The sequence below is a fragment of the Pseudomonas cyclaminis genome (assembly GCF_015163715.1).
Classification (GTDB): Bacteria; Pseudomonadota; Gammaproteobacteria; order Pseudomonadales; family Pseudomonadaceae; genus Aquipseudomonas; species Aquipseudomonas cyclaminis.
Window position 1 is genome coordinate 1 of record NZ_JADDUM010000242.1, and the last position, 15,403, is coordinate 15,403.

Sequence of the window (15,403 nt, forward strand, 5' to 3'; positions counted from 1 at the left end):
AATCGCTGCTCGTTCATGCGGGGCAGGGTTCAAATGTGGGAGGGGGGCGTGCCCCCGATAGCGGTGGTCAGCTGATTAAAACTTGGCTAGAAACACTCTCATCGGGGAAGCCCCCTCTCACATGTGATCTTCATGAGCCCGGATAGTGGCTCAAGGCTAGCATTTCCCGGCCTCTGCAAATCATTCCTTTGGCTGATTTGGCTGAAACATAAGCGCTCTACAGTGCAGATCGTTCAGCCAAGACCGTGCAGTCATAAAAGGGATTCGTATGTTGCAGACCCGTGTTATTCCCCCCGCCGAAGGTGCGTACCAATACCCCCTGTTGATCAAGCGCCTGCTGATGTCCGGCGCTCGCTATGAAAAGACCCGGGAAATCGTCTACCGCGACAAGTTGCGCTACACCTACCCGACCCTGATCGAGCGGGTCGCACGTCTGGCTAACGTGCTTACCGAGGCCGGAGTCAAGGCCGGTGACACCGTGGCAGTGATGGACTGGGACAGCCATCGCTACCTGGAATGCATGTTCGCCATCCCGATGATCGGCGCGGTGATCCACACCATCAACGTGCGCCTGTCTCCGGAACAGATTCTCTACACCATGAACCACGCCGAGGACCGCTTTGTGCTGGTCAACAGTGAGTTCGTGGGCCTGTACCAGGCCATCGCCGGGCAGCTCACCACCGTCGACAAGACCCTGCTGCTCACTGATGGCGAATCAAAGACCGCCGAATTGCCGAACCTAGTGGGCGAGTACGAAACCCTGCTCGCCGCCGCCAGCCCCAAGTATGACTTCGAGGATTTCGACGAGCATTCCGTCGCGACCACCTTCTACACCACCGGCACCACCGGCAACCCCAAAGGCGTGTACTTCACCCATCGCCAGCTGGTACTGCACACCATCGGCGTGGCGACCATCATGGGCAGCATCGACAGCGTGCGCCTGCTGGGCACCAACGACGTGTACATGCCGATCACGCCGATGTTTCACGTGCACGCCTGGGGCCTGCCGTATGTGGCGACCATGCTTGGCCTGAAGCAGGTCTACCCTGGCCGCTACGACCCGGAATACCTGGTGGAGCTGTGGCGCAAGGAGAAGGTCACGTTCTCCCACTGTGTGCCGACCATCCTGCAAATGGTGCTCAACGCCAAGGCTGCCCAAGGCGTGGATTTTGGCGGTTGGAAAATCGTCATCGGCGGCAGCGCGCTCAATCGCACGCTGTATGAGGCGGCGAAGGCGCGTGGGATTCAACTGACCGCCGCGTACGGCATGTCCGAGACTGGCCCGTTGGTGTCCTGCGCTCACCTCAACGAAGAGCTGTTGGCCGGTAGCGAAGACGAGCGCATCACCTACCGCATCAAAGCCGGCGTGCCCGGACCGTTGGTGGAAGCGGCGATCATGGACACTGAGGGTAACTTCCTGCCTGCCGACGGCGAGTCCCAGGGTGAGCTGGTGCTGCGTGCGCCGTGGCTCAGCGAAGGTTATTTCAACGAGCCGCAGAAGGGCGCCGAGTTGTGGGCGGGCGGCTGGATGCACACCGGCGACGTGGCCACCCTCGACGCGTTTGGCGTGATTGATATCCGCGACCGCATCAAGGACGTGATCAAGACCGGCGGCGAGTGGATCTCCTCCCTGGCCCTGGAAGACCTGGTCAGTCGTCACCCCGCGGTACGCGAAGTAGCGGTGGTGGGCATCGCCGATCCGCAGTGGGGCGAGCGTCCGTTTGCGCTGCTGGTGGTGCATGATGGCCATGTGATAGGGGCCCGTGAACTCAAAGAGCACCTCAAGCCTTTTGTCGAATTGGGCCATTTGAGCAAGTGGGCGATTCCGAGCCAGATTGCCGTTGTTACTGAAATTCCCAAGACCAGCGTCGGCAAACTCGACAAAAAACGTATCCGTATCGACATCATCGAATGGCAGGCCAACAACAGTACCTTCCTGTCCACCCTCTGATGCCCCTCGCCGTGCCCGTTCGGGCACGGCAATGCTCTATCTTGCGCCTCTACTTGTGATTTGCCGATTTTCAGCCATCCTCTCCGCGTCGGTCTTCGCCGACATGGCGAAAGGGCTGTGGCAGACGGGTCGGTGATGCGAATCACACTTTAGAGGGATCAAGCGGTACCCCCTGCTGGCTATAGTCCTACTCAGAGTTTTTCAAGGATGCGTCGCTTCGGGCCATGGAGGTTCAGTTGCCAGGGCGGCATTGGAATCGTTGTATTCCGGCCGTTACAAGCATCACAAAAGAACTCACTGCCATAACAATAATGCACATGGAGTAGCGTCGATGATCTCAGTAAACCAGTTCTGGCGCCGGGCAAGATTGCCGTTGGCCGTCAGCCTCGCCTCTACGCTCGCCGGGCCCGCATTCGGCGTCAGTTTCAATATCGGTGAAATCGAAGGGAGTTTTGACTCGTCGCTTTCTGTGGGGGCGAGTTGGTCGACAGCCAAGCCTGACCGAGACCTTATCGGCGTCAACAACGGCGGAGCGGGCTTGTCCCAGACGTCCGACGATGGTCACCTGAATTTCAAGCGTGGTGAGACCTTCTCAAAGATCTTCAAGGGTATTCACGACCTGGAACTGAAATACGGCGATACCGGTGTGTTTGTGCGTGGTAAATACTGGTACGACTTCGAACTCAAGGATGAAAGCCGTGAGTTCAAGGACATCAGCGATAACAATCGCAAAGAGGGCGCCAAGTCTTCGGGTGGGCAGATTCTTGATGCATTCATCTATCACAATTATTCCATTGCCGATCAGCCCGGCAACGTGCGGTTCGGTAAGCAAGTCGTTAGCTGGGGTGAAAGCACCTTCATTGGCGGCGGCATCAACTCCGTTAACCCAATCGATGTGTCAGCATTCCGTCGTCCGGGTGCCGAAATCAAGGAAGGCTTGATTCCGGTCAACATGTTCTACGTGTCGCAAACCCTGACTGATAACTTGTCGGCAGAAGCGTTTTATCAGTTGGAATGGGACCAGACTGTTACAGATAACTGCGGAACATTCTTCTCTCAGCCTGATGTTATTTCCGATGGCTGTACCGATAACCTCCGACTGCTCAGCAAGCGTTCGTTCCTGGCGACTCAGCCCGGCGCCTTGCCGCTGCTGAATAACTTTGGGGTCAACGTCAACGAAGAAGGCGTGCTGGTCAAGCGTGGACCGGATCGCGATGCCCGCGACAGCGGTCAATTCGGCGTGGCGTTTCACTATAACTACGAGCCGTTGGACACCGAGTTCGGCGCCTACTTCATGAATTATCACAGCCGGGCTCCGATTTTCAGTGCTCGGGGGGCGTCGGCTGCGACTTATGCAGCGGCCAACTCTCTGACACCTACGCCAGCGGCGGGCCTTCGTCCGCTTATTGTCGCGGGTAACTCCAGCTACTTCGTCGAGTACCCCGAGGATATCCGCCTTTATGGTTTGAGCTTCTCCACAACGTTACCTACCGGCACAGCCTGGAGCGGAGAACTCAGCTACCGGCCAAATGCTCCGGTGCAGCTCAACACAACCGACATTCTCTATGCGGGCGTCACGCCGTTGATCGGCCTGGGTGCAGCTTCTCCGCTTAAAGGGGCCGCCGACACGGATCTGAATGGCTACCGTCGTAAGGAAATCACTCAGTCCAGACGACCTTTACGCACTTTTTCGATCAGGTCATGGGGGCAAGCCGCCTGACGTTGGTAGGCGAAGTGGGTGTGACTCACGTAGGCGGCCTGGAAAGCCGTGACAAAGCACGTTACGGGCGTGACCCCGTTTATGGTCCTGGACAAGGTGCCCTGTGTGCAGCGCTTAACACCGGCACGATCACTGGGGCTGGTGCTGGCGCCGACGGCAGTAACCGTACTGCAAATTGCAATAACGACGGTTTCACCACGTCCACTTCCTGGGGCTACCGTGGCCGCGCAATCTGGGAGTACCCGGATGTCTTCGCAGGGGTGAACCTCAAGCCTAACGTGGCGTGGTCCCATGACGTGAGTGGTTACTCGCCAGGTCCTGGCGGCAACTTTGAAGAGGGTCGTAAGGCGGTGAGCCTGGGGTTGGACGCTGAATACCAGAACACCTACACGGCGAGTCTTGCCTACACCAACTTCTTTGGTGGCGACTTCAACACGTCGAATGACCGCGACTTCGTCGCCCTGAGCTTCGGCGCGAACTTCTAAGCACACTGTATTTTCAGGAAGAACCAGAACATGAAAATAACCAAAAGTCTGTTGCACGTAGGTGTGCTTGGGCTGTCGATCCTGGCGAGCAACGTCATGGCGGCAGTGTCGGCGGATGAAGCCGCCAAGCTGGGCACCAGCCTGACCCCGATGGGCGCGGAAATGGCCGGTAACGCGGCCGGCACCATCCCGAAATGGTCGCCGCTGCCGACCAATGCGGGGGCTGTGGATTCTAAAGGTTTCCTGGCCAACCCTTACGCCAGTGAACAACCGCAATTCACCATCACCGCGCAAAACGTCGAGCAGTACAAAGACAAGCTGGCGCCGGGGCAGTACGCGATGTTCAAGCGTTACCCGGAAACCTTCAAGATGCCGGTCTACCCGACCCATCGTGGCGCCACCGTGCCGGCGGAGGTGTTCGCCTCCATCAAGAAGAACGCCACCACCACCAACCTGGTGTCCGGCGGCAACGGCCTTGAGAATTTCGAAACGGCCGTACCGTTCCCGATTCCGAAAACGGGCGTCGAGGTTATCTGGAACCACATCACCCGTTATCGCGGTGGCAGCGTGACCCGCCTGGTGACCCAGGCCACGCCGCAAACCAACGGTTCCTACAGCCTGGTGTACTTCCGCGATCAGTTCGTGTTCCGCGACAAGATGAAGGACTTCGATCCGAAGAACCCAGGCAACGTGCTGTTCTACTTCAAGCAGCAAGTGACCGCGCGGCACGCCTGGCCGGTGGTGTGCTGCTGGTGCACGAAACCCTGGACCAGGTGAAGGAGCCGCGTTCGGCGTGGGTCTACAACGCCGGCCAGCGCCGTGTGCGCCGGGCGCCGCAAGTGTCCTATGACGGGCCGGGTACTGCCGCCGATGGCCTGCGGACTTCCGACAACCTCGACATGTACAACGGTGCGCCGGATCGCTACGACTGGAAACTGGAAGGCAAGAAGGAAATCTACATCGCCTCCAACAGCTACAAGATCGACGATCCGAAGCTCAAGTACGCCGACATCATCAAGGCCGGCCACATCAACCAGGACCTGACACGCTACGAGCTGCGCCGCGTGTGGCACGTGGTCGCCACCTTGAAGGAAGGCCAGCGTCATATCTATGCCAAGCGTGACTTCTTCATCGACGAAGACACCTGGCAAGCCGCGGTGATCGATCACTACGACGGTCGTGGCCAGCTGTGGCGCGTCGCCGAAGCCCATGCCGAGAACTACTACGACAAACAAGTGCCGTGGTACGCCCTGGAAACCCTCTACGACCTGCAATCCGGCCGTTACCTGGCGCTCGGCATGAAGAACGAAGAGAAGCAGGCCTATGACTTCGGCTTCACCGCCACCACCAGCGACTTCACCCCAGCGGCCCTGCGCCAGGACGGTGTTCGCTAACTTGTACTAATGCCCCAATGTGGGAGGGGGCTTGCCCCCGATAGCGGTGTGACAGTCAGCCATGGATTGACTGATCCGCCTCTATCGGGGGCAAGCCCCCTCCCACTTTTCGTTTGTGGCGATATTTTTTGTCGCAGTTCTTTTTCAGGCAAATGTTGCAAAGATCTACAAACCTGCTGCTTTTACCGCTAGTCTGCGGACATCTGCAATGCCGACAACAGCCTTCTACAAGAGCCCGGCGATGACTGATCTGTCCCGAATCCATGGGCCTGCCAGTGTGGTAATCCCGACCCTGGAAGGTCGCTTCTACAGGCCTCCGCTGCCTGACGGCTACGTGCTGCGCCCCCGCCTGTGTGAACGGTTGAGCGCCGGCCTTGACGGGCGGTTGCTCCTGGTCAGCGCCCCGGCGGGGTTCGGCAAGAGTTCGTTGGCGGTGGAGTTCTGCCAGAGCCTGCCATCCCACTGGCAAAGCCTGTGGCTGGGCCTGAACCCTCGGGACAACGACCCAGGACGCTTCCTTGAGCGTCTGCTCGAAGGGTTGCAGCACTACTTTCCTGCACTCGGCGCCCAATCCCTGGGCCTGCTGAAAATGCGCCAGCGTCACCAACCTTTTGCCTTTGAAGAATGGCTCGATGGCTTGCTTGATGAGCTGGCGGTCAATCTGTCCACGCGTGCGCCGTTGCTGCTGGTGCTGGACGACTATCACCTGGCCCAGGGCCCGGTGCTGGACCGCTGCCTGCAATTTTTCCTCAATCATCTGCCTGACGGCCTGGTGGTACTGGTTACCAGTCGCCAGCGCCCGGACTGGCATCTGGCACGCTTGCGCCTGTCGCGGCACCTGTTGGAGTTGCACGAGCAAGACCTGCGCCTGACCCATGCCGAATCCCAGGCGCTATTGGATCGCCACAGCAGTTCCCTGAGCGGTGAGGCCCTCGACAACCTGATCCGCCGCAGCGAAGGCTGGGTGGCGGGGCTGCGCTTCTGGCTGCTGGCGGCTTCCGAAGCGGGCAACGAAGGCGCCTTGCCGCAAAACCTGCACGGTGGGGAAGGGCTGATCCGCGACTATTTGCTGGAAGAGGTGATCGACTGCCTGCCGCACGAAGTGCAGGCGTTCCTGTTCGACACGGCCCCCCAGGATCGTTTCTGCAGCGAATTGTGCGACGCCGTGCGAGAGGCCCATGACAGCGCCGAGATCCTGCGTTACCTGCAAGCCCACCAGGTTTTCCTGGTGCCCTTGGACGAGCAGGGCCACTGGTACCGCTATCATCATTTATTCTCCGACCTGCTGCGCACCCGCCGTGCGAGCAGCAATGTATTGCCGGCCGCCAGCCTGCATCTGCGCGCTTGCCGCTGGTTCAACGGCCAAGGCTTGATCGACGAGGCGGTAGAGCAGGCCTTACGCGCCGGGCATCTGGACGTTGCGGCCAGCCTGGTGCAGAACCTGTCCGAAGAACAGCTGCTGGCCGAGCAGAACGTCGGTATGTTGCTGCGCTGGAAAATGGACTTGCCCGACAGTCTGTTGATCAGCACACCGCGTTTGATCGTGCTGTACAGCTGGGCATTGGGATTGGCCTGTCAGCTGGATGCGGCGGAAGAACTGTCCGGCTACCTCAGCCGCTTCCTGCCCGCCCCTTCGGCCACGGCGCAAAAGTCGATGCTGGCCCAGTGGCTGGCGCTGAGCGGGATTATCGCCCGTGGCCGGGGTGACCGTGAGTTGACTGAGCGTTATTGCAGCGAGGCCTTGGAAAGTCTGCCGCAACGGCGTTACGGGCAACGTCTGGTGTGCCTGTCGACACTGTCCAACCTGGCGATTGCCGATGGTGACTTGTGGCGTGCCCGTGGGCTGAACCGCGAATCACTGGAGTTGGCGCAGCGCGTCGGCAACCCGTTGTTTGAAGCCTTGGCCCATTACGACCGTGCGCGGGTATTGCAAGCACGCGGCGAAATCCTGCGGGCTCTTGATGAAGTACGCCAGGGCCTGCAACGTTTGCACGGCCTGGCGCCGCAGCGGCTCTATGCGGTGCGTGCGCGTTTGTCGTTGTACGAAGGTTATCTGCTGTTGGTGCGCAATCAGCCAGAAGCCGGTATCGCCCATCTGCGCGCAGGCCTGGCGGAGGCGCGCGCCTGTCGCGACATCAGTGTCCTGATCGGCCATTGCGTGATCGCCAGCTTCGAAGGGCGGCGCAACGACTTCTCCAAAGCCTTCGCCGAACTCGCCGAGGCCGAACGCTTGATGCATATCTGGGACGTGCCGCCCATCTACTACCTGGCCATGATCACCCTGATCAAATGCGAACTGTGGCTGGCCCAGGGCCGGACCGACCTGGCTGACGCCTGGTTGACCCGTCTCGGGCAGACCTACAACGGCGAGCAGGCTGCCGCTGCGCCGGAATTCCATCCGCATTTGCCGCAACATATCGGGCTGCAACAAGCCGCCCTCGATGCCATTCGTCATCAGCCGGAGGAGGCATTGCAGCGGCTCGACGATCTGGCGCAACAGGCCCATGGCAGTGGGCGCCAGATGATTGCTCTGATGGCGCTTACCCAGCAGGCGCAGTTGCTGTTGGAAGGCGGTCAGGACACAAAGGCGCGGCCGGTATTGGCTCGAGCGCTTGAGGCCGGTGCCGGAGGGGCGTTGCAACCTTTCCAGAGGCTGCTGGAAAATCACCCGGACTGGATGCGCGAGCAACTTGGCAAGGATCCCCACGCATTGCTGAATCAGAGCCTCCTGATGCTGCTGCCCGTCGTTGTGGCGGCTGACGTGTCACCTAACCATGAGGCCCTGAGCGTCCGGGAACTGGCCGTGCTGCAACTCATTGCCCAAGGCTGCTCCAACCAGGAAATCAGCAACCGGCTGTTTATCTCCCTGCACACGGTCAAGACCCACGCCAGCCATATCAACAGCAAGCTCGGCGTGGAGCGACGCACCCAGGCGGTGGCGCGGGCGCAGGAGCTGAGGTTGATTGGCTAGCGCTTGACGATGTGAGGTCGGCGAGCTTGTTGTGGCGAGCGTGTTTACTCGCACTGGAGCGGCAAGCACTCCCCCTTCTGTTTTAATGGTGCATTTACTTCAGCGCTATTTGATTTGCACCCGAGGACTGCCCATGGAACCCACAACGCCCGCGCTCATCCGCGAAACCTTCCCCGTCGGCCCCCTGCAATGCAACTGCACCATCATCGGCGATCCCATCACCAAAAAAGCCATCGTGGTCGACCCCGGCGGCAACCATGAGCTGATCCTCGCGCGCCTCGACGCGCTGGGCCTGAAGGTCGTGAGCATCATCCACACCCACGCTCATCTCGATCACTTCCTGGCATCCGGCCAGTTGAAAGAGAAAACCGGCGCCACGTTGCACCTGCACAAGGAAGATCAGTTCCTGTGGGACAACCTGGAAATGCAGTGCCAGATGTTTCGCGTGCCTTATACCCCGGTGCCGTCGCCGGACCGGTGGCTGGAAGATAACGAAGAATTGGCCTGCGGCTGCGGCGTAGCCTTGCATACGCCGGGACACACGCCGGGTTCGATGAGTTTCTGGTTTGCCGATGCCAAGCTGCTGATCGCCGGCGACACGCTTTTCCGGCGTGGCGTGGGGCGCACGGATTTGTGGGGTGGGGACCAGGCCACTATCGTGCGCTCGATCAAACAGCGGCTTTACACGCTGGACGAGGGCGCCACGGTGGTCACCGGTCACGGGCCGGATACGCGCTTGGGTGAGGAGATGCGCGAGAATCCATTTGTGCGGGCTTGAGGGGCAATCTGTTGTAGCAAAAACGCAGGTCGCGTTCAGCTGAGGTCTGCTACGTTTTCTATAGCGGTAATGTGGCTAACCTTTTGTTACAGCTGCGCGAGTGGTCACGGAATTTTTGCCATTTGTCGTGTTCAAACCTCGGCACAGGTCCATTGCCAATGTCCTCTGCACCACAGAATGCATAAGTAGGAGCTCCCTTCATGTTCACTCCGCGTCGTCTGCTTGTTGTCGCCACCGCCGTAGCCCTGTTATCCGGCTGCGCTTCACCTAATCCTTATGACGGCAGCAGCCAGGGACAGGCGAATAATGAATCCAGCGGTATGAGCAAAACCGCCAAGTACGGCGGTCTCGGTGCTCTGGCCGGTGCATTGGCCGGTGCTGCCATCGACCACAACAACCGGGGCAAAGGCGCGCTGATCGGTGCAGTGGTTGCAGGTGCTGGCGCTGCGGGTTACGGCTACTACGCCGACCAGCAGGAAAAGAAACTGCGCGAGAGCATGGCCAACACCGGGGTTGAAGTGCAGCGCCAAGGCGATCAGATCAAGCTGATCATGCCGGGCAACATCACCTTTGCCACCAACTCGGACGCGATCTCCAGCAGCTTCTACCAGCCGCTGAACAACCTGGCCAACTCCCTCAAGCAGTTCAACCAGAACACCATCCAGATCGTGGGCTACACCGACAGCACCGGTAGCCGCCAACTGAACATGGATCTGTCCCAGCGTCGTGCGCAGAGCGTGGCCAACTACCTGACCTCCCAAGGCGTCAACGGTGCAAACCTGAGCGCACGCGGTGCCGGCCCGGATAACCCGATTGCCAGCAACGCCGACGTCAACGGTCGTGCCCAGAACCGTCGTGTGGAAGTTAACCTCGGCCCGATCCCTGGCCAGCAGTACGGCCAGCCAGCCGCCCAGCAACAGGCGCCACAACAGAACAACCAGTTCCAGGGCAACCCCTACTCGCAGTACCAGTAAACAGCAGCAAATAGAAAGGGCGCCGTGCAATCAATGCACGGCGCCCTTTTTTTGTGGCTGTCGGTTACATCAGTCGATGTATTCGAACACCTTCACGATTTTCTGCACACCGGATACACCCTGTACCAGGTTGGAGGCTCGGGTGGCTTCTGCCTGGGTCAGCAAGCCCATCAGGTACACGATACCGTTGTCTGTCACGACCTTGATCCGCGAGCCGGGGATCGCGTTGTCGGTCAGCATCTGCGCCTTGATCTTGGTGGTCAGCAGCGCATCGTTGCTGATGGCCAGCAGGGTGATCGGGTCCATGACCTGCAATTCGTTGTGGACCTTCTTGACGCGCTGAACCGAAGCGGCTGCTTGCTCTGCTTGAGCCTTGAGATCGGCCCGCGGGGTTTGACCAGCGAGCAGTACGACACCGTTGAAGCTGGTGACGACGATGCGTGACGCACCGTTGCCCAGATCCGTGGCGGCTTTGGCGACGTTGACTTCGACCTTGGTTTCGATCAACGAGTCGTCGATCTTGCTGCCGAAGGTGCGGGTACCCTTGTCATCCTGAATAGGGGTGTCACGTGTTGCAGTGATCGCCGTGCTGCAGCCGCTGATGCCGAGGCACAGCGTAATGGCCAAGAGGCCGAGGCGGTTAACGGTCATTCTTCACTCCCAAACAGTTGGCTGTCGATCAGATCGCACAGGCAGTGGATCGCCAGCAGGTGGACTTCCTGAATACGTGCGGTGACATTGGCCGGGACGCGAATTTCAACATCTTCGGGCAGCAGCAGCGAGGCCATGCCGCCGCCATCGCGTCCGGTCAATGCTACGACAATCATTTCGCGATCATGTGCGGCCTGGATCGCTTGAATAATATTCGCCGAGTTGCCGCTGGTGGAAATCGCCAGCAGGACATCGCCCGGTTGGCCCAGGGCGCGGATCTGCTTGGAGAAGATTTCGTTGTAGCTGTAGTCGTTGGCAATCGAGGTGATTGTCGACGAATCGGTCGTCAAGGCGATAGCCGGCAGGCTCGGACGCTCACGCTCGAAGCGATTGAGCAGCTCGGACGAGAAATGCTGGGCATCGCCAGCCGAACCACCGTTGCCGCACGAAAGCATTTTGCCCTCGTTGAGCAAGGCATTGACCATGACCTGACTGGCTTGCTCGATGTGCGGTGCAAGTACGTCCATCGCCTGTTGCTTGGTGTCGATGCTGGCCTGGAAAAGCTGGCGAATTCGGGATTGCATGTCCATCTGTGTGACCTTAAGTAGCGCGGCTGTTTGGCACAGGAATGTGCAGCCCGCAAAGCAAAGAGCAAAAGTGTGTGGTGAAGATGTCCGGTGAGTCAGCTGTCGAAGGCATCTTTGAGCCAGTTCAGATCAGCCTTGCCAGACGGTGTGCTTTCCATGGCAACCACGTCGAAACGGCAGGGGGCGTCGGCCCAGCGATGCTCTTTTTGCAGGAAAAACTGCGCGGCGAGTATCAGCTTCTGACGCTTGCGCCCGTCGATACTGGCGAGCGCGCCACCCCATTGTGCGTGTTTTCTGTAGCGGACTTCGACGAATACTACTGTATCGCCGTCAAGCATGACCAGATCAAGCTCGCCGCGTTTACACAACCAGTTCTGCGCCAGCAGGCGCAGACCCTGTTGCTGCAAGTGTTGCAGAGCTTGAAGTTCGGCATCCTTGCCGCATTGCGCGCTGGACCGCTCGGGCATCAGCGTGGGGTGTCCGGCAGGCGTTGGACCTCGCCACCGACGAACTTGGCCCAGGGCATCTGGCGATCAACGCGCTGGTTGCCACTGATACCCAGGTTGCCCGAAAGGCCATCGACCCGTGTATCCGGCAGCGCCTTGAGCTGGCCCAGGCGTGGCGCGAGGCGGTAGGCGTCGACGCCCATTGCATATAGGCGACCAAGGCTGCCATTGGCTTGCGGCCATTGTGCAGCAACCTGGTTACGCAGCGGATCGGTGGTGTTGAGCAGCCAAGGCGTTTCGCAGAACATCACGTTGGTCATGTCCAGGTACTGGTTGCGGTCACCGCTGGCGCTGAACACGTGGGACGTTGCGTAGACCGGCACGTCACCGGCGTACTGGAAGTTCAGGGTCGGCTTGATCTGCTGGGCCAGCTGCGGGGTGACGGCGAGGAAGATGAACTCGATGTCCTGGCGACGCGACGGTTGTGCCGCGACGTCGGTGCCCACGGTGCTTTGCAGGCTTTTGGCACGGCCTTCGCTTTTACGCAGTTGGAACAGGTCGGCAATCTGCTGGGCCAGGGCGACCGGCTGGTCGACATACTCGACACCCATGACGGTGCCGCCATTGGCTTCCCAGTCCTGGCGGAACGCCTTGTAGACGCGCTCACCCCATTCGCCACGGGGCACCATCGCGGCTGCGCGATGCAGGCCGTCGGCACGGGCACGGCGCGACACTTCGCGGGCTTCGTCTTCAGCCGCCAGGCCGAACTGGAACAATTGCGCGGGGCCTTGATCGGTCTCGCTGTAGTTCAGCGCCAGGGTGGTGATCGGCAGTTGCGGGCGCGCACTGAGCTGTTTGACCAGCGGCTTCTCCAGTGGGCCGACGACCAATTGCACGCCGGCGGCCTGGGCCTTGGCGTAGAAGTCGTCGATGGAGGTCAGCCGCGAGCTGTCATAGAACTCGATCACCGGTGGCTTCTGCCCGGCTTGTTCAGCCTGGTAGTGCGCCGCCATGAAGCCTTCGCGCAACGCCTTGCCGACGGAGGCCAGCGGGCCTTCCTGTGGCAGCAGCAGGGCGATCTTGTTCAGCGGTTGGCTGGCCAGTTCCTTGAGCTTGGTCAGCGGCGTAGGCAGCTGCACGGCGGCCGGGTGGCCCGGGTTCTGAGCGCGCCAGGTGTCGATAGCCGCCTGTTGTTGCTCCAGCGTACCGGCGCCCTTGACCGCCTGGGCCAGGGTGATCCAGCCGTCCAGGGTCGGGTTGCCGCTGGCTTGCAGCTGTTCGGCCGGCAGTGCGGCAATCAGGGTCCAGATGGCTTCGTGATTACTGTTGGCGGCCTCGCCAGTCAGCAGTGGCGCCATCGCGACCCTCTCGCGGGCCGCGGCGAGGGTCTGGCCATCGGCTTCGTAAGCGCGGGCATGCACGGTCCCGGTGCGGATCTGCTGTTCGGTCGGCAGGTCCTTCAGGCTTTGCAGGCTTGGATGGTTCAAGGCCGTCAGCGCGGCTTTGGGCTGATTGCGCGCCATGGCCAGTTCGGCGGCCAGTGTGCTGGCAAATACTTGTGCGGCTGGCTTGAGGACATCCAGGGACACTTGGGCAAGAATCTGCGACGAGCGGCCCGGGTTGTTCTGTTTGTAGGCCATGTCTGCCGCACTCAGGCGCAGCAATGCGGCCTTTTCTGGCGTCTTGGCGGTGGTGGCCTGTTCGAGCAGTTGCTCGATACTGGCATCCGGGGTCCGTGGAAGTTCGCCAAGGCTGGACGAGGGCGAGCTGGCGCAAGCCGCCAGTAGGGCAGCGAGGCAGAGGGCGGAGAGCAGCCGCAGGCAAGCGATCATGTAAGTGTTCCTGATACCGATCAAATTAGCGTGGAATTGTACCCAAGCACTGGCCCAGGCGCGATGTTACTGGCGTGAAACCGTCGATTTAGGTCGTGCAAATGTTGCTGTCGGTAAGCAAAGGCTGAAAAGGCATCGGCCGTGATGGCATATTTTCAAGGCGTCTACGCGCTACAATATGGCTTTTGCCAACCATCGAGGTGTGCGTTTTGACTGCTCCAGGTCCTTTGAATTCCACTGCAGGCTCGCTTTTTGTCGTGGCGACGCCCATTGGCAACCTGGACGACATCAGTGCCCGGGCGCTGAAAGTGTTGCGCGAGGTTAAATTGATCGCGGCGGAAGACACGCGGCACTCCCAACGGTTGATGCAGCATTTTGGTATCAGCACGCCATTAGCCGCCTGCCACGAGCACAACGAGCGCGAAGAAGGCAGCCGCTTTATCGTACGCCTGCTGGCCGGTGACGATGTGGCGCTGATCTCCGACGCGGGCACGCCGCTGATTTCCGATCCGGGTTACCACCTGGTTCGCCAGGCGCGGGCCGCTGGTATCAATGTAGTGCCTGTTCCGGGGGCGTGCGCGCTGATTGCTGCGTTGTCGGCGGCAGGCCTGCCTTCGGACCGCTTCATCTTCGAGGGTTTCCTGCCGGCCAAGGCGGTGGGGCGGCGTGCGCGTCTTGAGGCGGTAAAGGAAGAGCCGCGGACCCTGATCTTCTACGAAGCGCCGCACCGCATCCTTGAATGTCTGCAGGATATGGAATTGGTGTTCGGCGGCGAGCGCCTGGCATTGCTGGCCCGTGAACTGACCAAAACCTTCGAAACCCTCAAGGGGCTGCCCCTGGAGGAGTTGCGTGCGTTTGTCGAAGGTGACAGCAATCAGCAGCGTGGCGAGTGTGTGGTCCTGGTGGCGGGCTGGACGGCGCCGGAGGCCGAAGATGCGGTCGGCAGCGAGGCCATGCGTATCCTGGACCTGCTGCTCAAGGAAATGCCCCTCAAGCGCGCCGCAGCCCTGGCGGCGGAAATCACCGGCTTGCGCAAGAACGTGTTGTATCAAGTCGCGCTGGATAAACAAAAAGCTGAATAGTTCCGGGCTTATAGCTGTATCTCGTCTGAACGTGATGGCGATGCTGCACTTTTAGTACTTGTCCTGAGGCCGCCGTGCCGTTAACCTGCGCGGCGGAGAGTCGATTGGACAGTCGCTGCCCTCTATGAAAATTAGGGGGGGGAGGAAAGTCCGGGCTCCATAGGGCGAAGTGCCAGGTAATGCCTGGGAGGCGTGAGCCTACGGAAAGTGCCACAGAAAATAACCGCCTAAGCACTTCGGTGCCGGTAAGGGTGAAAAGGTGCGGTAAGAGCGCACCGCACGACTGGCAACAGTTCGTGGCTAGGTAAACCCCACTTGGAGCAAGACCAAATAGGGTCCCAAGGCGTGGCCCGCGCTGGGACCGGGTAGGTTGCTAAAGGTGTCCAGTGATGGCCATCGTAGACGAATGACTGTTCAAGACAGAACCCGGCTTACAGATCGACTCTCCACCTTTTTTCCTCTGCCTGAATCTCAGGCAGAAACTCGGTAGTAACGCAAGAATCCCTCCCTGCCAAATCATTGGCAGATGCAT

Annotated in this window: 9 protein-coding genes, 1 other RNA gene and 2 pseudogenes; 8 read left to right on the forward strand and 4 right to left on the reverse strand. The window is 60.1% G+C overall.

Features of this window, described 5'->3' with window-relative positions; genetic code table 11:
* Positions 1-268: 268 nt before the first annotated feature.
* The 6 genes and pseudogenes from IQK56_RS25915 (at position 269) to IQK56_RS25940 (ending at position 10,273) form a co-directional block, all read left to right on the forward strand.
* The gene (locus IQK56_RS25915) at positions 269-1,951 is read left to right on the forward strand and encodes a fatty acid--CoA ligase (RefSeq protein ID WP_150675049.1); all 1,683 of its coding nucleotides are present in this window, start codon (positions 269-271) and stop codon (positions 1,949-1,951) included.
* Between the two features lie 331 nt (positions 1,952-2,282).
* Positions 2,283-4,156: pseudogene (locus IQK56_RS25920) on the forward strand (DUF1302 domain-containing protein).
* A gap of 339 nt (positions 4,157-4,495) precedes the next feature.
* Positions 4,496-5,550 (forward strand): annotated as a pseudogene (locus IQK56_RS25925) (DUF1329 domain-containing protein).
* 241 nt (positions 5,551-5,791) lie between these two features.
* Positions 5,792-8,521 carry a winged helix-turn-helix domain-containing protein gene (locus tag IQK56_RS25930; protein ID WP_193863561.1) on the forward strand — a complete coding sequence of 910 codons (2,730 nt, stop codon included), beginning with the start codon at positions 5,792-5,794 and terminating at the stop codon, positions 8,519-8,521.
* Between the two features lie 133 nt (positions 8,522-8,654).
* Positions 8,655-9,299, forward strand: coding sequence for an MBL fold metallo-hydrolase (locus IQK56_RS25935; protein ID WP_150675045.1), 645 nt, complete (start codon positions 8,655-8,657; stop codon positions 9,297-9,299).
* Between the two features lie 200 nt (positions 9,300-9,499).
* Positions 9,500-10,273, forward strand: a complete 774-nt coding sequence (locus IQK56_RS25940; RefSeq protein WP_122307403.1) for a YiaD family glycine zipper/OmpA-like lipoprotein — start codon at positions 9,500-9,502, stop codon at positions 10,271-10,273.
* 69 nt (positions 10,274-10,342) lie between these two features.
* On the opposite strand, the gene IQK56_RS25945 is transcribed toward IQK56_RS25940, so the two are convergent.
* From IQK56_RS25945 to IQK56_RS25960, 4 genes are all read right to left on the reverse strand, one after another.
* Positions 10,343-10,924, reverse strand: a complete 582-nt coding sequence (locus IQK56_RS25945) for a BON domain-containing protein (RefSeq protein WP_032886311.1) — start codon at positions 10,922-10,924, stop codon at positions 10,343-10,345.
* Positions 10,921-11,514, reverse strand: coding sequence for a phosphoheptose isomerase (locus tag IQK56_RS25950; RefSeq protein WP_007904374.1), 594 nt, complete (start codon positions 11,512-11,514; stop codon positions 10,921-10,923). Before IQK56_RS25950 ends, IQK56_RS25945 begins: the two co-directional genes overlap by 4 nt.
* A gap of 92 nt (positions 11,515-11,606) precedes the next feature.
* Positions 11,607-11,978 (reverse strand): YraN family protein, encoded by a 372-nt coding sequence (locus IQK56_RS25955; protein WP_122307404.1) that lies wholly within the window; start codon positions 11,976-11,978, stop codon positions 11,607-11,609.
* A complete protein-coding gene (locus IQK56_RS25960) occupies positions 11,978-13,789 on the reverse strand; it encodes a penicillin-binding protein activator (protein ID WP_193901876.1) in 1,812 nt (603 codons plus the stop codon). The genes IQK56_RS25955 and IQK56_RS25960 overlap by 1 nt, the downstream gene beginning before the upstream one ends.
* Positions 13,790-13,998: 209 nt before the next feature.
* On the opposite strand from IQK56_RS25960, the gene rsmI reads away from it, so the two are divergent.
* Together rsmI and rnpB are read left to right on the forward strand one after the other, a co-directional pair.
* A complete protein-coding gene (gene rsmI / locus IQK56_RS25965) occupies positions 13,999-14,871 on the forward strand; it encodes a 16S rRNA (cytidine(1402)-2'-O)-methyltransferase (protein WP_095184311.1) in 873 nt (290 codons plus the stop codon).
* A 96-nt stretch (positions 14,872-14,967) separates the two neighbouring features.
* An RNA gene (gene rnpB, locus IQK56_RS25970) (RNase P RNA component class A) lies at positions 14,968-15,321 on the forward strand.
* Positions 15,322-15,403: the final 82 nt, after the last annotated feature.